The organism is Pseudoalteromonas sp. c7(2019) (assembly GCF_011378625.1).
Lineage (GTDB): Bacteria > Pseudomonadota > Gammaproteobacteria > Enterobacterales > Alteromonadaceae > Pseudoalteromonas > Pseudoalteromonas arctica.
This window is the reverse complement of record NZ_WTKS01000001.1, coordinates 172,663-197,803: the sequence shown is the minus strand read 5'-3', so window position 1 is coordinate 197,803 and position 25,141 is coordinate 172,663. Positions and strand designations below refer to the sequence as shown.

The window sequence follows — 25,141 nt, the reverse complement described above, 5'->3', positions numbered from 1 at the left end:
CTTAAAACTTAATGTTCACGTACCAATTCACATTAGCATAATAGGCTTTATCTAAATCTAGGCTATCAGTTTGTAAATTAAGACCAAAATACTCGTTTTCTATACCAACTAAAAATGCTTCACTTTTTGTCTCATAGCCTGCCTGTACTTTCCAATGATCCCAAAAGTGTATACGGCCTTTTAATTGGCTGAACGTGTCTTTGTCGTAACGTTTTAAAGTTAACTGAGTCGAAAATCGGTCGTTTATTCTGTAATCGGCAAATGCTTGTAGTCGCATTTCCATTTCTAAATCATGAGATACCGTATTTCCAAATGCAGATGTTTTTAATGAAACTGTTGGCTGAGTAATAATATCGCCGTTGTCATCTTCGCTAAATGGAATTTCAGTAGTTTGACCTTTTACGGAGCCACTGTCTTCATACTCTGTTTTATAAAGCAAATCTTTTACGCTAAAGCCAACCTGAAGCTCATCATTTACTTGCCAATCAGCAAAAATATCTAGGCTATAGCCAAGCCCTTCAGGCTTTTCTGAAGGTGAAAACTTTTTAAATAATATATCTTTTGAAAAGTTGTAATCAACAGTTACAGCGCCTTCAACTTCATCACTATAAATTTCACCATTTACAGTGGCATCTTGATAGTGTGAGCTGGCAAAAACAGAAAGTTTAGGTGTTATTGTTAATGCATTTTTATCTAAAAATTTAAAATCATAAGATACAAATACACCGTTAGACGTTGCTTGTTTAGCATCAAGGTAATATGTATAAAATCTATCTTCAAACTCTAGATCATTTTTTTCGGTATGAGTATATTTAGCTGTATCAGGATCAAAGTTAAGGACATAGTCGTAACGACTTTGTAAACCTACCTTAAAATTACCGTAGCCAACACCTACTTCAAATATATTATAGGTAAATGCACTGTCACCCGATTTTAATGGAGCATCAAAATCATCTACAAAAGCTTGTACTGGTTGTGCTTCAGTATAAATTTCTGCGTCAAAGTGGGTAAAAATTTGAAATTGGTTATCTGCGGAAGCAAGAGGAGAAATAAAAGCTGTTGAAAATCCTAACAAGAGAATTTTTTTTTTCATAATTTAATCGCTTTCTATAAAAAAAGGGAAAAGCACTGCTTTCCCCTTTTATAGTTTAAATATTACTTAGATGAATCAATTAAATCAACATCAGTGTAATCAACTACGTCACCATCAATGTAAGTAATTGAAAGACCGTTTGTTGTTTTAGTTGCAGTACCAAAAGACATCATCATCTCATTGTACATAGCCATAACGTCACCAGTGTAACCTGCACTTTCATTACCAGTAATAGACAACGTGTAACCCATTGCATTATTTACTGTAATATCTAAAGCACTTGCTTCTTCCATGTCGCTGTCAAGGTATGTAGTCATTACTTTAAAGTCTACATCACCAGAAACACCCTCTAATGTAATAGAGCCTGAATCTGTTGCATCATCAGCTGTAATACTTAACATACCAGTGAAGCCAGAATCACCATCCATGATTTCAACATGGTTAGCCGTTTCAGTCATTATGATTTCTGCATCATCTACATTGTCAGCAGTTACTGCGCCATCAAAAGTAAATACTAAACATGAATCGATTTGAGTAGCATCAATTGTACCTGCTGCAAAATCAACACAATCTGTAAGTGCTTGTGTTTGTGTAGCAGCAGTAACAAGCTCAACAGATACGTCATTCTCACCTTTTAAAGTAGCGCCCCAAGCAACAACAAGCTTGTCACCTTCATAAGAAGCCGCTGCATTAATCATCTCACCTGTAGTAGCATTGCTAAGCATTAGCGTAAGATCATCTAAGCTGTAAGCATAGTCCCAATCAGCATTGCGAGTTGATGTGCCTGTACCTGAGTTATTACCCATTTCAGCTAATTCATCAATTACGTCTGCAAGAATGTCTGCTGCATCAGCAACTGCATCAGCACCAGTGCCTGTAAGCACAGTCATAGTCGATAATGACTCTGATGTAGCTTTAACAGAAGTTAGTACTTCAAGTTTTGCAACTGCAGTTTCAGCAGCAAGCTGTAGATTATAAGCTGTTACAAATTGCTCGCTAGCTAGTTCACCTTGAGCTACAGCAGCTGTTTGCATAGCTGTAAGCGCATCAATCATTGCTTGTGCGCCTTCGCCTTCAAGTTCTAAGTATTCATTCGCAGCAACAAGTGCTTGTGCAATAGCAATTTCAAGTGCATCTACAGCAGCAGCAAAATCAGACGCAGCAGTAACTGCAGTCATCGCAAGCTCTTTTGCTTCAGCAGCGTTTGCAGCAGTATCTACCATTGCATTTTCTGCGTTAGCAAGTGCGCTAGTAGAAGCCGCTTCAGCTGTGTCTGCTACTGATTTTTTCTCATCAGCAACGTCTGCAGTGTCTTCAGCAACTAGTTTTGCAGCAGCAAGAGCCACATCAAACTCTGTAATCGCTGCTTCAGCTTCAGCTACTAGTGCAGCTAGTGCCGCGTCGTATGCAGCGGTGTCAGTTACAGCAACAGATGCATCTGTTTGCAACGATGTTGCAGAATCAAGAACTTGTTGGTAATCAGAGCTTTGAGTAACTAACGCTTTTGCAGCAGTTACATAGCCTTGTGATTTAACAAAAATAGAGTCTGCTTTAGCTGTTAAATCAGCCGTAGTAGCTTCATTTTTCAGTAATGTAACAGCGCTTACAAATGCAGCTGCGTTATCAGCTGTAAGAGCATCGCCACCCATTGCTTGAACATCTACAAGTGAGCTTTGAGCTGTTTCAATGTTCATTTCTAATGCAGTAAGTGCAGTTTGAGAAGCAGTAACTTCTAATGTTAAAGCAGCTGCTAGAGCTGTATAAAAGTCATCTCCAACTGTACATTCTGCGCCAGTACAACCAATTACTTCTAGTGCTTTTTTAATTTTCACTGCAGCGGCTGCAAGACCAGCATCAGTTGCTGCACCATTTTTAACAGCTTTATCTTTAGCAGCTTTTGCTTTTTTAGCAACATCAGCTGAGTTAGCAGCAAATGCAACTATCTCACCAGCAGTAGGAGCTGGAATTTTTGCTGCGAAAGCGGCTTCTAATGCAGTTTTAATGTCATCTTCAGTACCAGTAGCAATGGCAACAAAAACATTTGCAGTATTTGTAATAGCTGTTTGTAACATTATCGCTATTGCTGCAATGCTAGCATCAGCATTACCTTTAAACTGGCCTGATTTAATACCAGCTTTAATGCTGCTCATTACATCACCAATTGAAGGTAAACCTTGAATTGAAGATGAAAGCTGTGCAATTGCTAAAATACCGTCAGTAAGTTCTTCTTCGCCATCAACATCACTTAAATCTACAGCGCCGCCGTTAGATAAATCACCAATAATAGCTGAAAGTAAAAGTGCAGCGTCTTGACCCATTACTTGTACAACAGTATCTAAGCTTGCTTTAGCAATTGCGTCTTCATCTACACTTGAACCTGAGTCAAGAAGAAGAGCCGCCACTAACGATGTTAAGAAAGTAACATTAGCTTTATAAGAAGCTTCTACATTAGCATCGCCTGCAGAACCACTTACTCCAGATGTATCTGCTTCAACAGCTGGAACAAATTTAACAACTGAAAGCTCTAGGTCAGTTTTGTACCATTCGCCAAACTCAATCGCAGTATCGCCATCATTTACGTCATCTTCTTCTGGCGCTACATCGTAATCGCCACAACCTACGTAAGCATCACAACGTAAAAAGCTATCATCGCCTTCTGCAGACGTTTTAACAGTAATGTAAACTGGTCCAGTAAAGTCATCATCTAAGTAGATGCTGTAACGGCCGCTTTCATCAGTTAATACTTCAGGGTTAGCAGCAATTTTACTTGCTTCTACTGCAGCATCAGCAGCACTTTGTGATAATGCTTCTTCAGAAAAAGACTCTGCTTCTGCTGAAGCAGCTGAGCGAAACGCAACAGGAACGCTTTGACCAGATGCATCTAAAGTCATTACAGTTACTACTGCACTTTTCATTGAACCTTTAACTGCTTTACCAGTTACTTCAATGTTGAACTGTGCATCACCTGTTGCAGTAAAAGATTCTACAGGTGTAACAGGAATGTTTCTGTCATTGTCCGAACCACATGCTGTTAAGCCTAATGTAAGTGCAACTGAAGCTGCAATAGGTGTAAATTTGATCGTACGCTTTACCATTTATTTCTCCTTGATAGCCTGGAATGAGTATCAGAAATTAGTTTAGTTGATAGTGGCTTGTGTAAGCTTTTATGTTTAAAAAGCATTAAAAAAGTACACAATCATAACCTTTGTTACCAGAACATTAAAAATACCATTAAGCTATATAGTTATGCTACATATTTATACGTTTTATAGAAGTATTTATCTTTATTCTATGAGCTACTTCTTTATCAGCATCTCTATTATTCAATAACCTATAGACACTCATAAAGAACCAGCACATATTGATACAATATATTCACTTTATTAAATGAATATTACATACAATCTAGTTTGTTAATTATATTCTTCAAGTAAATGCGATGGATGAGAGCTAAAAAAGAGGATAATTCGAAAAATTAATGAAAAAGGATTGTTTATAATGAATGTTAGTAGGTTTTACTTTAGCTAAGCAAACGTTTATAAAACTTGTTTACTTACCTAAAGTAAATGTTTAGTAATTACTGAGGGACTCTTACAACCCCTTCCATTAATACGCGTGCACTTCGGCTCATACTTGCTTTGGTAACTAGCCAGTTGCCAGCATTATTTTTAGCCTCAGCACCTACTTTTAGCGTGCCCGACGGATGACCAAAGTTAACTTCACTCAATGCGCCGCCACCAGCGGCTATATTTACGAGTGTGCCTTCGATTGCTGCAGCCGTGCCAATAGCAACAGCAGCTGTGCCCATCATGGCATGGTGCAGTTTACCCATCGACATAGCACGTACTAACAAGTTGATATTTGCAGCTTCAATAAGCTTTCCGCTAGATGCTTTGTAATCTAAAGGTAATGCAACAAACGCAACTTTAGGCGTATGTTGGCGAGCTTGCGCTTCACTAATGTTAGTGATTAAGCCCATTTTAACGGCGCCATAAGCACGAATGGTTTCAAGCTTTTCAAGCGCTGCAACATCGTTATTTATATCGTCTTGCAGCTCTGTGCCAGTATAACCAATATCTGTGGCGTTAATAAATATAGTAGGAATACCTGCATTTATCATTGTTGCTTTTAAAGTACCAACACCTGGAACCTCTAAGTCATCAACTACGTTACCTGTTGGAAATAACGCGCCATCGCCATCAGCGGGGTCAATAAATTCAAGTTTTACTTCAGCTGCTGCAAATGTAACGCCATCGAGCTCAAAGTCGCCGGTTTCTTGTACTTCGCCATTTGTCATGGGGACATGCACTAATATGCTTTTTTTAATATTAGCCTGCCACACACGCACGATAGCAACACCGTTATTAGGTACTCGGTTTTTATCGACCAAACCATTACTAATGGCAAAAGCACCGACTGCTGACGTTAAATTGCCGCAGTTTCCGCTCCAATCTACAAAAGGTTTATCTATCGCCACTTGACCAAATAAATAATCTACATCGTGGTCAGTTTGCTCACTTTTACTTAAAATTACAGTTTTACTGGTACTTGATGTAGCACCACCCATGCCATCCGTTTGCTTAGCATACGGATCGGGGCTGCCAATAACGCGCAGTAATAAATTATCGCGCGCCTCGCCTGCTACTTGAGCAGGCTTTGGCAAGTCAGTTAAATTAAAAAATACACCTTTACTGGTGCCGCCACGCATATAGGTTGCAGGCACTTTAATTTGCGGTTTAAACATAATGCTTGCCCTTATGCAGATTGCGTTGCTTCTAAAAAGTCTTGTGCAAAGCGTTGTAACACACCACCAGCCGCGTAAATAGAAAGCTCTTCTTGCGTATCAATACGGCACTTCATAGGCACAATGAGTACTTCACCATCTTTACGGGTAATACTTAAATTAACGGTGGCACCTGGTTTTAAATCGCCTGCTACATCGTACGTTTCACTGCCATCCAGCTTTAGAGTTTTACGCGTTGTGCCTGCTTTAAACTCAAGCGGTAAAACACCCATACCAATTAGGTTAGTACGGTGAATACGCTCAAAACCTTCAGCTGCTATTACTTCAACGCCTGCAAGTCTTACGCCTTTTGCAGCCCAATCGCGCGACGAACCTTGCCCGTAATCGGCACCGGCGACAATAATAAGCGGTTGCTTACGCTCCATGTAGGCTTCGATTGCTTCCCACATACGGGTATTAGTACCTTGTGGCTCTAACCGTGCGTAAGAACCTTGTTTAACTGCGCCGTTTTCGTCAAGTACCATTTCATTTAGCAGCTTTGGATTTGCAAAGGTTGCGCGCTGCGCTGTTAAATGATCGCCCCGGTGCGTTGCATACGAGTTGTAGTCTTCTTCTGGGACGTTCATTTTGGTCAGGTATTCGCCAGCGGCACTGCTGGCCATAATCGCGTTTGATGGCGATAAATGATCCGTTGTAATGTTATCGCCAAGTACTGCAAGCGCACGCATACCGGTCATTGTGCGCTCACCAGCAAGTGCACCTTCCCAATAAGGAGGGCGACGAATGTAGGTGCTTTCTGGGCGCCAGTCATAAAGTGGGTCGTTATCTTCACCGTAATCTACGGTTAAATTAAACATCGGCTCGTATACTTTTCTAAATTGCTCTGGCTTAACGCTTTGCTTAATAACTGCATCAATTTCTTCGTCTGATGGCCATAAATCTTTAAGCGTAATATCGTTGCCTTGTTGATCTTGCCCTAGTATCCCTTTTTCAATATCAAAGCGAATAGTACCTGCAATAGCGTACGCAACGACTAAAGGAGGTGACGCTAAAAATGCTTGCTTAGCGTAAGGATGAATCCGCCCATCAAAGTTACGATTGCCCGAAAGCACCGCTGTAGTGTATAAATCGCGATCAATTACTTCTTTTTGAATAACAGGGTCAAGGGCACCGCTCATACCATTACAGGTAGTACACGCAAAACCAACAATGCCAAAGCCAAGTTGCTCAAGCTCTGTTAGTAGGTTTGCATCTTCAAGGTATGATTGCACCGCTTTTGAGCCTGGTGCTAATGAGGTTTTAACCCAAGGTTTGCGCATTAAACCCTTAGCATTTGCGTTACGGGCAAGTAGTGCAGCGGCAATTACATTGCGTGGATTACTAGTATTAGTACAGCTAGTAATCGCGGCAATAATACATGCGCCGTCTGGCATTAAGCCTTCTTCATTTTCAACAACGCCCGAAATACCTTCTTTAGCTAAATCGCTTGTCGATACACGGCGGTGCGGATTAGATGGACCCGCAATATTGCGCCCCACACTTGATAAATCAAACTTAAGTACGCGCTCGTATTTTGCGGTTTTTAAGCTATCGCTCCAAAGGCCTGCCGTTTTTGCGTAGTTTTCTACAAGAGCAATTTGTTCTTCTTCACGGCCTGTTAATCGCAAGTAATCTATTGTTTTATCATCGATATAAAACATGGCTGCGGTTGCACCAAATTCAGGCGTCATGTTCGAAATGGTTGCTCTGTCGCCAAGTGTAAGCGCGTCGGCACCTTCACCGTAAAACTCTAAATAAGTAGAAACAACACGTTGCTCACGTAAAAATTCAGTAATGGCCAACACAATATCGGTTGCGGTAATACCGGGTTGGCGCTTACCTGTTAATTCAACACCGACAATATCAGGCAAACGAATATAAGAAGCACGGCCAAGCATTACGCTTTCAGCTTCAAGCCCGCCTACGCCCACAGCAATAACACCTAGCGCATCGACATGTGGCGTGTGGCTGTCGGTGCCAACTAGTGTATCTGGGAATGCAATGCCATCTCGGTTTTGAATAACCGGCGACATTTTTTCAAGGTTAATTTGATGCATAATGCCGTTACCCGGTGGAATTACGTCAATATTTTTAAACGCAGTTTTTGTCCAGTTTATAAAATGAAAACGGTCATCATTTCGTCTGTCTTCGATGGCGCGGTTTTTTTCAAACGCATCAGGATCAAAACCGGCATGCTCTACCGCTAGTGAATGATCAACAATTAGCTGCGTAGGTACTACCGGATTCACTTTTGCGGGGTCGCCGCCTTTGGCTGCAATTGCATCACGAAGCCCAGCTAAATCAACAAGCGCTGTTTGGCCTAAAATATCATGGCAGACCACACGCGCCGGATACCACGGAAAATCTAAATCTTGTTTGCGCTCAATTAGCTGGTTAAGTGCATCGGTTAACATAGCAGGGTCGCATCGGCGTACTAGGTTTTCGGCAAATACACGTGATGAATAAGGTAGCGTGGCGTATGCACCTGGCTTAATTGCATCTACGGCTTCTTGGGTATCGTAATAGTCGACATTTGAGCCCGGTAGAGGTTTACGGTATTGGGTATTATTAATTATGGTCATAATAAGGGTTCGCTAATTTGGTGACGGATGTAATACCAATTTTATGGAGGGTGCAATTGGTATTTTTCAAGAAAGGCTTTAGGTTTGTAGTTGTTTTTATTATATAAAGCATTAAAGCCGTAAAAGGTGAGCCATTGGCTCACCTTAGTTAAAAATAATTAACTTCTTGATTCGATTGGTGTGTAACTACGTGCATCAGGCCCTGTGTAATCGGCACTTGGGCGAATAATACGGTTGTTAGCGCGTTGCTCTTTTACATGCGCAGTCCAACCAGTAACACGGCTCATTACAAATATTGGCGTAAATAACTTAGTCGGAATATCCATAAAGTGATAAGCAGATGCATGGAAAAAATCAGCATTACAAAACAGCTTTTTCTCGCGCCACATAATCTCTTCACAACGAACAGACACAGGATAAAGCACGGTATCGCCCACCTCTGCCGCTAGTTTTTCAGACCATTTTTTAATAATTACATTGCGTGGATCAGACTCGCGATAAATAGCATGACCAAAGCCCATTATTTTATCTTTACGTTCAAGCATACCCATTACTTCTTGCTCAGCATGCTCAGCACTTGTAAAGCCTTGAATCATATCCATAGCGGCTTCGTTAGCACCACCATGTAATGGACCACGTAGCGTACCAATCGCACCTGTTACACAAGAGTGAATATCAGAAAGCGTTGATGCACACACACGACCCGCAAATGTAGAAGCATTAAACTCGTGCTCTGCGTATAAAATTAGTGATACGTTCATCACTTGTGCAAATAACTCGCTAGGTGCTTTGTCGTGTAACAGCGTTAAAAAATGTGCGCCAACTGAGTCATCATCTGTTTGTGTTTCAATGCGTACGCCATCGTGTGTAAAGCGGTACCAGTAACAAATAATACTTGGGAACACTGCAATCATACGGTCGATTGCGTCGTTGGCTTGGTTAAAATCAAGCTCCATCTCAAGGTTACCCAACATTGAGCAGCCCGTGCGCATTACATCCATTGGATGCGCGTCTTTAGGAATATTTTCAAGCACAGTTTTAAGTGCATCTGGTAAGCCGCGTAAGCTTTTAAGTTTAGCTTTATACTCAGCCAGTTCGTTTGTTGTAGGTAACTCACCGCGTGAAAGTAAAAAAGACACTTCTTCAAACTGCGCTTTTTCGGCAAGTTCGCTAATATCGTAACCACAATACGTTAAACCAGAACCACTTTGCCCAACAGTACACAATGCTGTTTGACCAGCAACTTGTCCGCGTAAGCCCGCGCCGCCTAATGCTTTATCTACCATGATCTTCTCCTATCTATAATTTGTGTGTGGTATCTATTTTAATAGTTATTATTTGTCAGATTTTGATGAAAAAAGGGTATCGAGTGTGTTCTCGTACGTGTGGTAATCTAAAAAGTCGTAGAGCTCAGAACGCGTTTGCATATTTTCAATTTGGCTTTGTTGCGAGCCTTCATTCAAAATTGCTGAATACACGTTAAGTGCCGCTTTGTTCATAGCTCTAAATGCACTTAATGGGTAAAGCACCATTTCAACACCTACATCATTTAGCTGCTCTTTTGTGTAAATAGGTGTTTGGCCAAACTCAGTAATGTTTGCCAAAATTGGAACGTTAATCGCTTTTGCAAATGCTTGGTAATCAGCAAGGTCGTGTACGGCTTCTGCAAAAATAGCGTCAGCACCGGCTTCAACACAGGCAGCTGCACGGTCAATAGCAGCATTTAAACCTTCTTTTTGAAATGCATCAGTACGGGCCATAATATAAAAATCGCTATCGGTTTTTGCATCAACCGCCGCTTTAATGCGGTCAACCATTTCACCTTGGCTTACAATTTCTTTATTAGGACGATGGCCACAGCGCTTTTGGGCTACTTGGTCTTCTATATGAAAACCAGCTGCACCCGCTTTAGTCATTTCTTTTACTGTGCGTGCAATATTAAACGCGCCGCCCCAACCGGTATCGGCATCAACTAACAGCGGTAAATCGCTCGCACCTGTAATACGACGAATATCTTCAAGCACGTTATCAAGGCTTGTCATACCCAAATCAGGCATACCAAACGAGGCATTTGCAACACCGGCACCTGAGAGATAAATAGCTTGGTGGCCCATTTTTTCTGCCATCATCGCTGTGTAGGCGTTAATAGTACCTACCACTTGTAACGGGCGGTTATTGGCAATAGCGTGTTTAAACTTTAATCCTGCTGACATTACTTTCTCCTCACTTTGAACGGTTGCTACGTGGAGTAACTTATAGTTTTAATATGTAATTGTGACTGTTTAACTGCTCTTGCTAGCTTTTAGCAGTTAATAAATCAAATTTGGTTTGAATATTTGCTTGCGATGCACTGATGTGGCGCTTCATTAACATTTCGGCCAGTTCGCCGTCGTGGTTTTCAATGGCGTTAATAATAGCTAAATGCTCATCAAACGCTTTTGATACACGCGGCCCCACCATGCCCATTTGTACACGGTACATGCGTATTAATTGATAAAGCTCATTACACAGTAAATGAATTAAATGCGCGTTTTTACTGCCTTGAATAATACGATAATGAAAATCTAAATCGCCGGCTTCTTGATAATAAGATTCGCCCTCTTTAACACGTTGTGTTTGTAGGTGTTGATTAAGTAATTGCTTTAAGCCTTTTACTTCTTCGGGTTCCATATTGTCGGCAGCAAGCCTACATGCTAAGCCTTCAAGTGAGCTGCGAACTTGGTACACTTCAATCAAGCGCTCAGCGGTAAGAGCAACTACTCGGCAACCTACGTTAGCTTTACGCTCAACAAGGTAACAACTTTCTAGGCGATTTAACGCCTCTCTAAGCGTTGCACGGCTTACACCATAGCGTTTGGCAAGCTCAGGTTCTGATATTTTACTGCCTTGAACTATGCTGCCCTCAACAATCTCACGGCGCATATCTACAAATACTTGATCTGATGCGGTAGTTATAGGCGCTTCGTTTAAAAATGTATGTGTCATAAGTTATTTTTTAGATTGTCGACAATTAATGTGGTTACTATGGGCTTATTAAAAAATCATGTCAACCCTTAAACCTATCAAAACGACTAAAAAACACACCCATTGTCGACACTATTAATCTAAAGTCGTATAAAGTACGCTTTAAAATAGGCCGAACCAATAAAGTGTCGACATAGTAATAAATTGGATGTTACGTTTTTAAGCGCTGAAAATGCGTTATATAAATGTTATTATCGCGCTTTATTTTTATAGTATGAGCTAACGCGTGAACGCCAACACTTTTATTCCTGAGCACTTTATTGATGACGTAAAAACCTATTTACCAGCGCATCTAAACTTAGATGACTTTTTAAATGCGTGTCGCAGGCCGCTCAGAAAATCTATCCGCGTTAATACTTTAAAAATTAGCATTGAAGAATTTGTAAAACGTGCAACTGAAAAAAATTGGCTGCTAACCCCAATCCCATGGTGCAGTGAAGGTTTTTGGTTAGAGCGCCCAAGCGATGAAGAGCAAAACCTAGCCCTAGGTAATACCGACTTGCATTTAAGCGGTGCGATGTACGTACAAGAAGCAAGTTCAATGCTGCCCCCTGTCGCATTAAAACAAAGTATTAAACTCGCAGACTCTCAAAATAACACCATACTTGATATGGCATCAGCGCCAGGTTCTAAAACATCGCAGCTAGCAGCTATTATGGATAACCAAGGCGTGCTTGTTGCAAATGAGCTTTCGTCATCTCGTTTAAAGGTACTCAGCGCTACATTAAAACGCATGGGGGTTGGTAACTGTGCACTTTCGCACTTTGATGGCGTTATATTTGGCAACTACATGTTTGAATGCTTTGATAGCATACTCCTAGACGCGCCATGCTCTGGCGAAGGCACAGTACGTAAAGACGCCGACGCACTAAAAAATTGGTCAATAGAATCAAACATACAAATAGCCCAAGTACAAAAAGACTTAATTAAAAGTGCATTTTACGCATTAAAGCCAGGTGGCACATTAGTGTATTCAACCTGCACACTTACCCCGCTCGAAAACCAACAAGTGTGTGATTATTTACTGAGTGAGTTTGGTGACTATATTGCCCCACAATCACTAAGTGATTTATTTGAAGGTGCAAGTAAAGCAACAACAAGTGAAGGCTATTTGCATGTTTGGCCGCAAACATACGATAGCGAAGGCTTTTTTATTGCTAAATTTAAAAAGCACGCAAGTTGCAACAACCCAAATCAGACAGTTAAAAAAGGCGCATTTCCGTTTAACGAGTTTGATAAAAAACAAAGTGCCGCGTTTATGCAATCGCTTAAAAAGCACTTTGGGTTAACTAATCTACCTGGCAAGTTAATGCAGCGCGATAAAGAGCTGTGGTTATTTCCACAAGGGTTTGAAGCCGTGCAAAATAAAATTAAATACGCACGTTTAGGCATTCAAATTGGAATTATTCATAAAAACGGCGTAAGGCTAACGCACGAGTTTGCAACCGTATTTGGCAATGAGTGTAAAACCAATGTATTTGCTTTAAATAACGAGCAAGCCAATGATTATTTTCAAGGTAAAGATATACGCTTAACTGAGGCAACTCAAACAATAGGTGAAGTGGTATTAACGCTGTGCGGCTGCCCTATTGGTTTAGGTAAATGGCAAAAAAATAAGATCAAAAATTCACTACCACGAGATTTAGTGCAAAATACGCAGTTAATAAGTTGGGGTTAAATTTATAATTTTAAAAAACTTAATGTCAAAATTGTTCAACCCCATGGTAAAATATCTTGTAATTCAAGAATGTAAATTACAAGATATACTCTAAAAGTAAATTAAAATACCTAGGCTACAATTTATCATTACTATTCATTCCTAAATTTTTAGGTTTATTTTTATTGATAAAAATCCTTAGGAAAATAATTACTATTCTTAACTTTAACCCCCAAGTACTTAGCCCCAAACTGAGTTGTATGTGTACCATCAAAGTATAAAGGCTGATTTTTACTATTTAAAATAGTACACTCACCACCAGAGCAAAAGAAGTCTATTATATTCAAAAATTTAAAATCCAATGTTTTTTGATATTTAATAAATTCACTTTTCTGAAAATCTATTTTAGCACTGTCGTTATTTGCGATTTCTTTATAGGCAGCCGCACTAATATCAGTATTTTCATAGTACGATTTATAAATGATATCTTGTGCTGATTTATTGAAAGATTTACCACCAACAACGTAAATTTTCGCGCTTTTGTTTCTACTTCTTATATTTTCAATGGATTTAAAAACATAAGGTAAACTTTGATCTTTCCAGAACATCGAAACTAAAATAACGTCGGCTTTTTCTAAAGCTTCATCAGCCTGTATTTTAGATATTTGTTTTTGACACCTTTTTTTAGAAATATACCCATTGGAAATATTATCGTTAACCTTGAAAGATCTATTAAGCATTTCTTCGTCAAGCGCAAATACCTGACACCTCGCTGCTACTATTCTTGAAATTACATCAACATTATTACTCAAGCCTGTTTCATACAACGAATTTACAAAATCTCCAGATTGCGAATCTCCAATAATTAAAAATTTGTATTTAACATCCTTAAAAGTTGTCTTACCCTCTAACTCTCTCAACTTATCAAAGGTATAATCGCTATTATCGGTTGTCGGCTTAACAGTAACAGCATTATATATATCATCTGGCATATTATAAAAATATCTTGTCTTGCCAAAAATAACTAATGAAAGTACTGAAATTCCTAAAGCAATATAGATAGGCTTACACTTTAAATAAGCTTTAATTTGACCGAAATCTTTTTTGAATCTTATTTGCTCTATGTACTTGTTACTTAAAAAGCCTAAAAACAGAGAAAGTGCTATCCCTAAGTAGATATACTTATCGTCTAATGTGTAGTAGTAAATACCAACAACTAACGGCCAATGCCATAAATAAATTGAGTATGACCATGCACCTATCTTCTGAAAAACTACATTTCCTGTAACGAAGCTCCCATCACGAGCAGCCAGAATCACAAAAAAGGCACCCAAAACTGGGAACAAAGCAGCATAACCTGGCCATATATCTTCTTTAGTAACTATAAAGTAAGAACCCACAATTAACGCCAAACCTAATCGCTCTAAAAGTATTTTCTTTTTATTGCTGATCACTATTGGAAATAAATAAGCTACACCGCCTATCATCATTTCCCACGCTCGAGTAGGTAATAAATAGTAAGCAGCATTCGGCCAATTAAAGCTAGCAAAAACACAAAATACAAAGCCTAAAAAAGTTGCAGCTACAATTGAGTAGTTCATTAATTTAATAGTTGTGAACTTATGAATAAACACCAATACTAGTGGATAAATTATATAAAATTGCCACTCAACTGAAAGTGACCAGGTATGTAGCAACCACTTTTCGTGAGATGCAGCATCAAAATAACCTGCTTCAGTCCAGTATGTAATATTAGATAAAAAACTAATGCTACTTAAAGCATGTTTACCAAGAAGTTGATAATCTAAAGGGGGTAAATAAAGCCAACCGAAAAGAAGCATAACGAAGCAAAGTACCGCTAGTGCTGGAATTATCCTATTAGCTCTCGCAACATAAAAGCGCATTATAGAAAAGTTTTTTTGCTCTATTCCTTTAAATATTATACCGGTCATTAAAAAGCCCGATATAACAAAAAAAATATCAACCCCAGCAAATCCTCCAGGCATCCAAGATGAGTTAAAATGGAATAATACTACCCCTATTACAGCTACAGCCCTTAAACCATTTATATCTTTTCTAAAATGCAAAATATTATCCTCAGCATAATATATTTGTAATTAGATAAAATGAAAGGGTTTTCAACCAAAGGTCAGCTGAAGCTTCACGCCCTAACTAAAGCTTTATCAATAAACATAACTATATTAAAAAATTAGTTATGTTTAATTATGAACTTTTACTACACTTAAAATACTTTCTTCTCCCTAATGAACCTAGAAAGTGTTTTAGTTAACGCTAGACTCAATTTAGAGTCACTTTACAGCCCAGAGGCTTTTAACCTCTGGGCATTTTTATTTGCAGGTTTGTTTGTAAATATAACGCTGTTTAAGTTTTTTGTATGCAGCGCCAAATTGTAGTGACATACACAAAGTAGGTAATTGGTTTAATTGTTTAGCAATAGTGTAAATACGGTTAAACCGATAACCATATTGGGCAGCCATGCTTAGAGAGTTTACGTACAATGCTTTATATTCAGGAGGTAAGTGCTGCCAATTTGCTAACGAGATTTCTATAATACCTAAATGCACCTCAAGTTTGTATGGGCCTACTTTTTTAGCCTGATCAATATACTTTAAAACTTGTTTACTTGGACCCTCTTGGTAACTAGTAACTTTAGCTAGCTCAATCCAAGTTTCAGCCCATGAACTTCTAATCTGGGTAGAATGAAGTAAAAGCGATTGTATCCCTTTATATTCAGTATCTAGCTTACTTTGCTCAGTTTGAGCTTGATCGGTGTTAGCTAAAGCTAGAAGCTTAATATACGCTAAAAAATGTAAATAATGGGCATGTTCGGGCTCAAGCTCTATGGCTAACTTAATAGCATTTTGGGCTTTGTTGAGCTCATTATTATAAACCTCAGGTGAATCAATGGGTGAGGTGTTACTGAGCTCTTGTACTGTATTTAGTGAGCTAAAATACCAGGCATTAGCGCGCATGCTTTGTAAACTAAAATAACAAATAATGATTGTAACTATTGCCAACAGAGCAAGTTGTAATCGCTTAATAACCAGCTGTTCAATCATTAAACAACACCTCAGTTAAACACTTAGGATTTGTAACAAACAGTGCATGCGACTTGCTTTCACCAAGCATATCGGTTACTCGTTTTTTTGCCTTACTTAAAATAGGTGGCCTGCGATTAACCGAATGAGCGTCAGTTGCAATATAGCTCACTAAATCAGCTTTAAGCATATGCTCACTAATGTATTGAGCTTTCTCTCCCCAAAGGCCTTCAATACTAGACGCTGTTAACTGAAACTCACATCCTAACTGTGTTAGTTTTTCGATGTAAAATAAGTTTGATTGAATATCACGATTTCGCTCTGGGTGCGGAATAACCACTTTTATATTTTGTTTAGCGAGCCAAGTAATAAATTTGTCGTACCCTTGAGGCACATGTGAATGAGGTAGTTCTAACAATAAATAATTAAAGCCATTTTTTTTGCCAATAAACGGTAGTTTATTAGTTAATACAAGCGGCATTAACTCAACATCAAGGCGAGCCTCAGCAGCTAGTGCAATATTTATATTAATATTTTGAGCTAAGCAAGCTGCTTTTAATAGGGCTAAATCATTAAAAAGTTGGGGAGCCGAATTATTATATCGGCCTAAATGAATATGTGGGGTTGCAACAATATGTGTTATACCGTCGCTTTGCGCCATTTTTAATAGCGCTAAAGACTCGTTTAAGTCTTTAGCGCCATCATCAATGCCTGGCAAAATATGTGAGTGTATATCAATCACAATGTAATAGGCCGGTTAAGTATTTTCTGGTTCAGGTTTTTTAGAATAATCGTGGTAGTCGTAATAACCATAGCTATGCTCATCGTTAGACTTACTCATATCCACCTGATTTAGCACCACACCCGCTACGTGCGCTTTTACCTCAAATAACCGCTCAAGGCCTGCCTTAATTGGTTTTATACGTGTAACGTCTGATTTTACAACATATATTACCGAATCAGCACTTTGAGCTATTACTAATGCATCACTCACAGCTTGTGTTGGTGGTGTATCAATAATTATGTGGTCGTACTGAGTTTTAAGGTGTTCAATCAACTGTGCAAATTTAATGTTTGATAATAACTCAAGTGGGTTACTTGGTATTTGCCCGCTTGGCATTATTACTACACCTGATTTTTCATCAATGTGAACACATTCACTAAGCTCTTCTGTACCCACTATTAAATTTGTTAAACCAGGATGATAAACCGGTATTTCAAATCGCTTAGCGATAGTTGGTTTACGTAAGTCACCATCAATTAGCAATACTTTACCCATTTGAGCTAAAGATATTGCCAAATTAGAAGATGTAGTTGTTTTACCTTCACCTGGTGCTGTGGAAGTAACCGCAATTATTTTATGCTGTTTATCAAGCTGAGTTAAAAGTAAACTGGTACGAAATGTTCGTACTGACTCTGCAAAGCGCCTATACGTTTCGTCAAGATATGCATGCATAGGCAAAACGCTTTTTTTAGGTAAATTTACCTGCGGTAATAAGCCAAGCATTCGTTGAGCTAACTTGCTTTCAACATCAGGTTTAGTTTTAACGGTATCGTTAAGGGCATCAAAAATAAAGCTCATAACTATTGCAAAAATAAAGCTCGCTACAAATGCAAGCACAACAATAAGCTTTTTATTAGGTTTACTTGGGTTATTTGGTGCATAAGCTCGGTCGGTAAAACGCGCTGCAGCAGAGGTAAAATCGCTTGTTACTTCGGTTTCTTTAGATCGTGATAAAAACGTATTAAATATATTGCGGTTTGTTTCTACTTCACGTTTTAGCTGGTTATATTGAGTTTCTTTACGGGTAATATCTTGGTAACGCGCTCTAATATTACTCAAATCATTTTCAAGGGCACTTACGGTTCTTGTAACCCTATTGAGCTCTTTTTCAATACCCGTAATTAGGCCTTTAATTTGTTTATTAAGATTATTTTTAACGGTAATAAGCTCAGCACTAGCCGATATTATTTTAGGGTGTTTAGGGCCATAAACTTCACTTAACTCGCTTAATTTACGCTCAACGATAACCACGTCACGTTTTACGTTTTGAATAACATTATGCGATGTTATTTCAGGCATACTACCTAATAACTCAAGATTATTGTTACCGTATTCAGTTATAACTCTGTTAATGCTCTCAAGCTTGTTTTTTTCGTTGCGCGCTTCAATTAGCTGAGCCGATATTTGCTCAAGCTCTTGTGTTGCAAGGCCTGCTATACCTTCAATATCAATAAGGTGCTGATCCTCTCTAAAGTTTTGTAAGCGCTCTTCTGAGTCATCTAGCTGAATACGAAGTTGCGATAACCGCGAGTTTAACCAACTGGAAGCCTGTTGAGTTATTCCCATTTTGGCACGCATTTGGCTTTCTATGTATATATCGCCTACAGCATTGGTAACTAAAGCGGCTAACGCGGGATCGCTCGACTCAAAGCTTATATTTACTAGTTGGGTATTTCTGATTGGTTCAATACCTAGCTTAGATTTATAAATACTCAGTAAAAAAAGCATTTTTTGCTCTGCTTTTTCTTCTGCAGATAAATATCTTTCTTCGTTTTTATTTAAAAAAGGCAGTAAGCCTTTCACATAGCCTTTAACTTCGCCCATTAAGCTAGGCTTAGGAATAAAATCACCATGTTCTTCTAAATTAAGCTTAGTAATTACTTCTCGGCCAATACTGTCAGACTTAAGTATTTCAAACTGCGTTAGGTAATACTCTTTTTTTGTGGTATCAAGACCATAAATTTCTTCAAAACTAACCGCTTTAGATTGCTCTGATTCAATAAGTAAAGTAGCAGACGCCGTATATTGCGGCACAAGTGTTAAAGCAAACATTATTGTTAACAACGTAACGACTACCGAAAAGCCAATAATACGCCATTTAGCACGCTGTATAACTTTTAGATAAACAGTGAAATCAATAACATCTTCACTATCAATTGAATTATTCTCAAACTTATTCATTATTTACTGCCTTTAAAACTGCTTAAAACAAGCGTTGTTCTATTTTTATTGTATCGCCTGCTGCAATTTGGCTGTTAAGAGTGCCTTTTTGTTGCTGCTGCTTAGTTTGCTCTTTAAAAATATAAATTTTATCGGTTGATGCCCGCTCAGTTAAGCCACCCGCTAATGCAACAGCTTGGTTAACTGTCATAGCTGGCTGGTAAGGGTAAGCACCTGGAGATTTAACCTCACCATGTATATAAAAAGGCCTATACTCAACAACCTGAACATATACACTTGGGGTTTTTAAATAATCAGGCTGCAAACCATTAACAATTGACTTTTCAACCTCAAAGGTAGTTAGCCCGGCAAGTTTAAGCGCCCCTAAAAATGGGTAATTAACCTCTCCACTATTACCTAGTAGCGCAGTTACCTCTAAATCGGGCTCACCAAATACTTTTATTTCTACCTTGTCACCTGGGCCTAATACATAGTCTTGCGCCGTTTGTGCAAAACAAGTTGCGCTTAAAAATAAGTAAACAGCACTAAAAAAAAATTTACAATTCATTAATTAGCCTTTAAAGCAAATGTAAAATTAATACCTACTATTACTCGGTCAAACTCAATTAATGGTTGGTTTGAGTTTTTATCAACAAAGTCAACATAAGTCGAGATTAAGCCAAAGTTATTAGCTTGATAATTTAAGCCAAGTCGAGCGCTTTTTGTATCATCGTTGCGCCCAATATCGCCAGTGTATTGCTCATCTATATAGCTCACACTTGCTACAGAGGCTAAGTAATCACTCCAATCGTGCTTCCATTTAACGCCGTAAGTGCTTTCTTTAATGTAATCGCCTTCAAGCAGTGGATCGGTTGCCGCTCTACTGGTTGTAAAGTCAAACGTAGAATAGGTTAAAGGTTGCCAAGTAATGCCAGCCTCCCAGCTTAAGCCACTAAAGCTCTCACGTTGGTTATCGTCAAAGTCTTTGTTCTGGTAACCAAACTTAAATGACCCTGAGGTAAGTGACGTTGCTTCCCACTCCAAACCAAAAAGTACTTTAATATCGTCAGAGTTACGTGAAACACCATTAGACTCTAAAACGTCGTAACGGTAGTCATCGCGGGTTACCTCTACAAACATTCGTGTTGCAGCTTGCGTGTTATAATACCCTTTTGCACCAACTAACGTTTTATCGTAATCACGATATTGTGATGTAGCTCTAAAATTTTGATATTTTTTACTGTAAAAGCCAGAAACCAACTCTAATTGTGCTTTAGATGTTTGCGAACCAAACTGATAAGTACCGGTAATATCTTGCTGTTGGTATTTTATTAGCTCGTCAACAATATCGCCCAAGCCCTGCGTTAAACCAGCGCCACGTGGCTCATACAACCAATCAGCTGTGCCGTTTATATCAAAAATGTGTCGGCTGGTAAGCTCTTTATGTACACCAGCACCCAAATTAACTTGCGTAAAGTTATCAACAGAATCTTTATTATATAAAGAGCTACTGGTACCGACGTTTAATTTATAACTGTCGGGGCCATCGTCTATTACAGCTGCAACCCCTGGCGAAATAGTCCAAATTACGCGTGACTCTTCGTCGGTTGGTGTATTAAAAATGTTATCGTTAATGCTTAAGCCTGTTTGCAAAACCGGAGTAATTTCGGCACCATCTTTGGTCATAAAGCTGCCTGGCGTAAATTCGGCCAATGCAGGAGCAGACAACGTTGCCGAAAATAAAACTACAGCACAAGGTATAACTGATTTTTTAGTATGCATTTGCATTTTTAAATCCCTTAAAAATTGTCATAAAAATTATTTTAACATCTAACCATAAAGACCAATGCTTTATGTAATGTAAATCGTATTCAACACGTTTTTCCATTTTATCAAGCGTATCGGTTTCGCCGCGCCAACCATTAATTTGTGCCCATCCGGTTATGCCTGGTTTAGCTTTATGCCTAAACATGTAAAACTCAACTTTTTTGCGATACTCTTCGTTGTGGGCAACTGCATGTGGGCGAGGGCCTACTATCGACATATCGCCTTTTAACACATTTATAAATTGTGGTAACTCATCAAGGCTAGTACGGCGTAAAAACCCACCCAACTTTGTAATACGGGCATCGTTTTTGGTGGCTTGAGTCACCACTGCACTATTTTCGGTTACCGACATTGAGCGAAATTTCCATACTTTAATTTTACGCCCATCAAGCCCATAACGGTCTTGCTTAAATATTACAGGCCCTTTTGAAGTAAACTTAACAGCAAACGCTATAGCAATAAGCATAGGAGATATAAGCAGTAAAATAATGGACGACACGATTATGTCTTCGGTGCGTTTAATAAACTCACGAGCACCAATAAAAGGAGATTCAAAAACGCTTAGTGTGTCTACATCGCCAACGTGTTCAACACGGGCATGTATTAAGTTTGAGAGTAAAAAGTCAGGTATAAAGTGTACGTCTACCGTGGTGTCGCCAAGCTGCAATAACAAATCGGCTATACGCTTATCGGCTTTCATTGGGAGTGCTATATAAAGTATGTCAATTTTGCCTTCGCGGGCAGCACATATAGCGTTTTGAATAGTTCCGGATATTTCGTACGTTTTAACATTATTAAATAGTCGCTCTGGTTTACGGTCATCAAAAAAGCCTAAAAACTTAAAACCAAGCTCATCGTTTTTTTCTATCTCGTCATACAAATAAACCGCAGACTCTGTAGCACCTACTATTGCAACGTTACGTAAGTTCATGCCTAAACTACGGCGATTTCGTTTATATAATTGCACCCCAAAGCGCCATATATACAAATAAACCACACTAAGTAAAAACCATAAACCTAAGCCAATACGCGAAAGCGATTCGGTAAACTTAAACATAAAAGATATAATAAATAGAATACTAAAGGCAACAAATAAAGAGCCCCAAGCACATAAGACCATAGTTTTAAATTTACCAGCACGCCAAGAGCGATAAGCAGAAAATATTTCGGCGCAGTATAAAAAGCTTAATGCAACAGTTAAAACCGCCACCATATAATGAGCTGTCAGCTCAAAACTATAAAAGAGCGCAGAGCATTGAAAGGCTAAAAATAAAGCAAATATATCGAATAAACGATAAAAACTAGCATCGGATGAGCTATTAGGCTTAAACGTCCTTGACGACTTCATACTTTTAGTCCCTAAGTAAAGTACAGTGAATAAATATCCACATAGTTATAAATTAATATTAACGTATTACTTATCTGTATTCAATAATGCCGCTCTAAAAACTTAAATTAGTGTAACAGTCCGCAGCCAAATTAACCTATGAATGATAAAATATAAACAAATATAAACATTTAAATTTTGTTTATATTTAAACTATAAAAATAAACTTTTAACATAACTCCATATACCTAATGAAAAACCTTCAAACAGGTTAATACCTAACGCCGATTTTAATAAATAAATTAAGAGTAGCAGTATAAAAAACCCTAAAGTAACTACTGTGGCTTGGGCTATAGCAGAGGCTTTTTTTTCGGTAGCACTTAATTGCCGCCTATTACGACCCGCTAATAATACAAAGTAATATCTGTATTTAAATAATCTAACAACGCCTCTGCAATCAACTGTATGAGCACCCCACTGCCTAGCGCCAATAGCTATTTTTAGGTGAGACAACTGCTCTTCAGTAAAGCTATTTTGCACACCTTTGGGCATTCTATTTAGTAAGCTTCTTATCGCTGGGTCTTCAGATAAAGTAGGCATTAACTATTCCACTCTGTTAAATATTTAATTAAATGCAACAATTTAATTGCTCGCCTTATTAGCAATAAAGCCTTTAAAAATAGGTAAGTAAAAAATAATCATTGAAGGCGCACCGCCAGACATAAAAAACAACATAAAAACAGAGTATAAGCATAAAGCAAAAAACATCGCTTTATCTTTTGGTTTTTTTAGACTGGGACCATGAACAACATAAATGAAATAAGGCAAAATTAATAAAAATAATCCAACTGATCCTTGCTCGATTAATGTATCTAAAAAAACATTGTGCGTATAAAGGGCAAGCCCTTGATTTATATAAAATTCTCCCATATACACTGGTAGCATTTTTGGCCCTACACCAAAAATAAAATGCGTGGTAAATATATCCCAGCCATTTGTAACTAAAGATTGTCTGTGCAGGTTAGATATCCATAAAGCTTGCTCTTCATCTAGGTAGAGCATTTCGAGATCTGAATATTCAAAAAAAGTAAATGTATTTAAAAACGACAAATCGTAAAATAACGCCAACAGCAATAAAGTTAAACTACACAACGCTAACATAACAAATTTTAATAATGGCTTTAAACTAATAAAAATATAAAAAAAGGCAACCAGGTGAAATGCCAAAATCCCTTTTCGCTCTAGAGAGAGCAATATCACTGGGTATAAAAACATCAATGGCTTTAAGTAGCTTTTATCGTCAAAATAATAAGCACAGCTTAAAAGTATAACCCCAGTCAATGCAAAAGAATATCTAGCGTCACCTAAAAACTTATAGCTTGTTAAGTGACCGTGCATTAAGTGATAAACCAGCGTAACAAAACATATAACTAGTAAAGTTTTTATAAAAATCGCTCTAAACTTTTCTGGGTTTTTCACCGCATTTGTATATACCACAACTAAAGTAAAAAGAATTAGCATCCACTGTACAGTAGCAATAATGGCCTTAGTTAAACCCACCTGCGCTAGCGCATTAAAAAAACAATAGATTACAAAAATACATATATAGTTAAAACCAACGGGATACTTAATTGCTATTTTATTTTTTAATAATAGTAATAAAAAAATAGAAATCGAAAATAAGGCTAAAATATCAGATAGCCTTACAATAAGACCACCAGCGTCTAACCTAAAGTCAGTAAAGTACAATGGTATTACCATGGCACTAATCACAAAAAGTACATATTCAAGGCTTTTAACTTTAATACTAAACATTGTTTAATACACTTCTGTAAATTTTAGTGTACTCAATAGCTGTATTTTTAATTGAAAAACTCGCAGCCTTTTTAAGCGCTGCTACAGATTGTTCATTATAATAATTAGTATCATCAACCAACGTGTTTATTTTAGCAGCTAATGTATGTGCATCGCCTACTTCAAACAATCCTTGCTCAACAACTACATTATTTAAACCTTTAACATTAGTGGCAAATGATGGGAGCCCGGCTGCCATTGCCTCTACTACTGCAATACCAAACCCTTCCCAGTGGGAAGATTGTATATATACATCTAGTGAATCTAAAAAAGTGGGTATATCGTTAACTTGGCCTAAAAATTTAACTTTATTACTTACACCTAGGCTTAAAGCGAAAGCTTCATACTCAGACCTTAGTTCGCCATCGCCCGCTAAATTAAGTACAAACCGATCATCAAGCAGAGTCATTAATTTTAGTAAGGTTTTAATATCTTTTTGTGGTGCAAATCGTCCAACCATACCTATATTAATAACTTTTGAGTCAGCACTTAGTGTTTTAGCCGTTTGAGAAAATCGCTCTAAATTAACGCCATTATTTATAACATAAGCTTTTGAGCTACTAACTTTAATGCTTTCTAAAAATTTAGTTTTAACACCTTCAGATATACAAATGATTTTTTTAAACTTTTTATAAATAACGCTTTCAAGGGTTTTTATAAAAGGTAAATCTCGGCGCCTGTAATGTGGGTTATGCTCTGTAACTATTGTTGGCGTATTTGTAAAGTACGCAATATAGATTGATGGGTATAAATGGGTATGCACTAAATCCGCTGTATTTAAGCGCTTTATAACACCAAAAAAACCTAAGTCGTTTTTATGGAATACCTCTACCCCTAAAGTTTTTAACTCATCAACGTATTCGTTTTTACCACGTGTTAAAATCACTTCAAACTTAAAGTCACTGTTTTGTAGCGTCATTAAATCAACAAGCAAGCGCTGCACACCGCCTAAACGCTGTAGATCGTTTGTAATGTGTACTATTTTTTTCAT

Annotated in this window: 18 protein-coding genes; 1 reads left to right on the top strand and 17 read right to left on the bottom strand. The window is 38.1% G+C overall.

Translation table 11 applies throughout. The annotated features are described in order from the left end of the window. Position 1: 1 nt before the first annotated feature. The 7 genes from GQR38_RS00860 to GQR38_RS00830 all read right to left on the bottom strand — a co-directional run bounded on the left by GQR38_RS00860 (position 2) and on the right by GQR38_RS00830 (position 11,443). Positions 2 to 1,093 carry a hypothetical protein gene (locus tag GQR38_RS00860; protein WP_165721479.1) on the bottom strand — a complete coding sequence of 364 codons (1,092 nt, stop codon included), beginning with the start codon at positions 1,091 to 1,093 and terminating at the stop codon, positions 2 to 4. A 62-nt stretch (positions 1,094 to 1,155) separates the two neighbouring features. Then, positions 1,156 to 4,188 (bottom strand): hypothetical protein, encoded by a 3,033-nt coding sequence (locus GQR38_RS00855; protein ID WP_165721478.1) that lies wholly within the window; start codon positions 4,186 to 4,188, stop codon positions 1,156 to 1,158. Positions 4,189 to 4,670: 482 nt separating this feature from the next. Beyond that, positions 4,671 to 5,837 carry a 2-methylaconitate cis-trans isomerase PrpF gene (gene prpF, locus GQR38_RS00850; RefSeq protein WP_165721477.1) on the bottom strand — a complete coding sequence of 389 codons (1,167 nt, stop codon included), beginning with the start codon at positions 5,835 to 5,837 and terminating at the stop codon, positions 4,671 to 4,673. Between the two features lie 11 nt (positions 5,838 to 5,848). Beyond that, on the bottom strand, positions 5,849 to 8,458 hold the full coding sequence (gene acnD, locus GQR38_RS00845) for a Fe/S-dependent 2-methylisocitrate dehydratase AcnD (RefSeq protein WP_165721476.1): 2,610 nt from the start codon (positions 8,456 to 8,458) through the stop codon (positions 5,849 to 5,851). A 158-nt stretch (positions 8,459 to 8,616) separates the two neighbouring features. Next, positions 8,617 to 9,744, bottom strand: coding sequence for a 2-methylcitrate synthase (prpC, locus tag GQR38_RS00840; protein ID WP_165721475.1), 1,128 nt, complete (start codon positions 9,742 to 9,744; stop codon positions 8,617 to 8,619). A 48-nt stretch (positions 9,745 to 9,792) separates the two neighbouring features. Then, the gene (prpB, locus tag GQR38_RS00835; RefSeq protein WP_076923873.1) at positions 9,793 to 10,671 is read right to left on the bottom strand and encodes a methylisocitrate lyase; all 879 of its coding nucleotides are present in this window, start codon (positions 10,669 to 10,671) and stop codon (positions 9,793 to 9,795) included. Between the two features lie 82 nt (positions 10,672 to 10,753). Then, entirely contained in the window at positions 10,754 to 11,443 is a 690-nt protein-coding gene (locus tag GQR38_RS00830) for a GntR family transcriptional regulator (RefSeq protein ID WP_024590401.1), read from the bottom strand. 265 nt (positions 11,444 to 11,708) lie between these two features. Between GQR38_RS00830 and rsmF the strand changes: the two genes are divergently transcribed. Then, complete coding sequence (gene rsmF, locus GQR38_RS00825; protein ID WP_165721474.1) at positions 11,709 to 13,160, top strand: 16S rRNA (cytosine(1407)-C(5))-methyltransferase RsmF; 1,452 nt, start codon at positions 11,709 to 11,711, stop codon at positions 13,158 to 13,160. Between the two features lie 161 nt (positions 13,161 to 13,321). Here rsmF and GQR38_RS00820 read toward each other — a convergent pair whose 3' ends face one another. The 10 genes from GQR38_RS00820 to GQR38_RS00775 all read right to left on the bottom strand — a co-directional run bounded on the left by GQR38_RS00820 (position 13,322) and on the right by GQR38_RS00775 (position 25,141). Then, positions 13,322 to 15,226: an acyltransferase family protein gene (locus GQR38_RS00820; protein ID WP_165721473.1), complete on the bottom strand. Its 1,905-nt coding sequence runs from the start codon at positions 15,224 to 15,226 to the stop codon at positions 13,322 to 13,324. Positions 15,227 to 15,487: 261 nt separating this feature from the next. After that, positions 15,488 to 16,219, bottom strand: coding sequence for a VpsP family polysaccharide biosynthesis protein (locus GQR38_RS00815; protein ID WP_165721472.1), 732 nt, complete (start codon positions 16,217 to 16,219; stop codon positions 15,488 to 15,490). Continuing rightward, positions 16,212 to 16,940: a CpsB/CapC family capsule biosynthesis tyrosine phosphatase gene (locus GQR38_RS00810; protein WP_165721471.1), complete on the bottom strand. Its 729-nt coding sequence runs from the start codon at positions 16,938 to 16,940 to the stop codon at positions 16,212 to 16,214. Before GQR38_RS00810 ends, GQR38_RS00815 begins: the two co-directional genes overlap by 8 nt. A gap of 15 nt (positions 16,941 to 16,955) precedes the next feature. Then, positions 16,956 to 19,163: a polysaccharide biosynthesis tyrosine autokinase gene (locus GQR38_RS00805; protein WP_165721470.1), complete on the bottom strand. Its 2,208-nt coding sequence runs from the start codon at positions 19,161 to 19,163 to the stop codon at positions 16,956 to 16,958. 22 nt (positions 19,164 to 19,185) lie between these two features. Further along, positions 19,186 to 19,710 (bottom strand): polysaccharide biosynthesis/export family protein, encoded by a 525-nt coding sequence (locus GQR38_RS00800; protein WP_165721469.1) that lies wholly within the window; start codon positions 19,708 to 19,710, stop codon positions 19,186 to 19,188. Further along, positions 19,710 to 20,930, bottom strand: coding sequence for an outer membrane beta-barrel protein (locus GQR38_RS00795; protein WP_165721468.1), 1,221 nt, complete (start codon positions 20,928 to 20,930; stop codon positions 19,710 to 19,712). The genes GQR38_RS00800 and GQR38_RS00795 overlap by 1 nt, the downstream gene beginning before the upstream one ends. Then, entirely contained in the window at positions 20,914 to 22,317 is a 1,404-nt protein-coding gene (locus tag GQR38_RS00790) for an undecaprenyl-phosphate glucose phosphotransferase (RefSeq protein ID WP_165721467.1), read from the bottom strand. The genes GQR38_RS00795 and GQR38_RS00790 overlap by 17 nt, the downstream gene beginning before the upstream one ends. Positions 22,318 to 22,509: 192 nt before the next feature. Continuing rightward, positions 22,510 to 22,896 (bottom strand): 3-phosphoshikimate 1-carboxyvinyltransferase, encoded by a 387-nt coding sequence (locus GQR38_RS00785; RefSeq protein ID WP_165721466.1) that lies wholly within the window; start codon positions 22,894 to 22,896, stop codon positions 22,510 to 22,512. 42 nt (positions 22,897 to 22,938) lie between these two features. Continuing rightward, positions 22,939 to 24,111, bottom strand: a complete 1,173-nt coding sequence (locus GQR38_RS00780; protein WP_240917389.1) for an O-antigen ligase family protein — start codon at positions 24,109 to 24,111, stop codon at positions 22,939 to 22,941. Next, a complete protein-coding gene (locus tag GQR38_RS00775) occupies positions 24,104 to 25,141 on the bottom strand; it encodes a glycosyltransferase (protein ID WP_165721465.1) in 1,038 nt (345 codons plus the stop codon). The genes GQR38_RS00780 and GQR38_RS00775 overlap by 8 nt, the downstream gene beginning before the upstream one ends.

Coding starts and splice junctions, on each gene's coding strand:
- GQR38_RS00860 (WP_165721479.1), bottom strand. CDS start 1,093: ATGAAAAAAAAAATTCTCTTGTTAGGATTTTCAACAGCTTTTATTTCT.
- GQR38_RS00855 (WP_165721478.1), bottom strand. CDS start 4,188: ATGGTAAAGCGTACGATCAAATTTACACCTATTGCAGCTTCAGTTGCA.
- prpF (WP_165721477.1), bottom strand. CDS start 5,837: ATGTTTAAACCGCAAATTAAAGTGCCTGCAACCTATATGCGTGGCGGC.
- acnD (WP_165721476.1), bottom strand. CDS start 8,458: ATGACCATAATTAATAATACCCAATACCGTAAACCTCTACCGGGCTCA.
- prpC (WP_165721475.1), bottom strand. CDS start 9,744: ATGGTAGATAAAGCATTAGGCGGCGCGGGCTTACGCGGACAAGTTGCT.
- prpB (WP_076923873.1), bottom strand. CDS start 10,671: ATGTCAGCAGGATTAAAGTTTAAACACGCTATTGCCAATAACCGCCCG.
- GQR38_RS00830 (WP_024590401.1), bottom strand. CDS start 11,443: ATGACACATACATTTTTAAACGAAGCGCCTATAACTACCGCATCAGAT.
- GQR38_RS00815 (WP_165721472.1), bottom strand. CDS start 16,219: ATGATTGAACAGCTGGTTATTAAGCGATTACAACTTGCTCTGTTGGCA.
- GQR38_RS00805 (WP_165721470.1), bottom strand. CDS start 19,163: ATGAATAAGTTTGAGAATAATTCAATTGATAGTGAAGATGTTATTGAT.
- GQR38_RS00800 (WP_165721469.1), bottom strand. CDS start 19,710: ATGAATTGTAAATTTTTTTTTAGTGCTGTTTACTTATTTTTAAGCGCA.
- GQR38_RS00795 (WP_165721468.1), bottom strand. CDS start 20,930: ATGCAAATGCATACTAAAAAATCAGTTATACCTTGTGCTGTAGTTTTA.
- GQR38_RS00790 (WP_165721467.1), bottom strand. CDS start 22,317: ATGAAGTCGTCAAGGACGTTTAAGCCTAATAGCTCATCCGATGCTAGT.
- GQR38_RS00785 (WP_165721466.1), bottom strand. CDS start 22,896: ATGCCTACTTTATCTGAAGACCCAGCGATAAGAAGCTTACTAAATAGA.
- GQR38_RS00780 (WP_240917389.1), bottom strand. CDS start 24,111: ATGTTTAGTATTAAAGTTAAAAGCCTTGAATATGTACTTTTTGTGATT.
- GQR38_RS00775 (WP_165721465.1), bottom strand. CDS start 25,141: ATGAAAAAAATAGTACACATTACAAACGATCTACAGCGTTTAGGCGGT.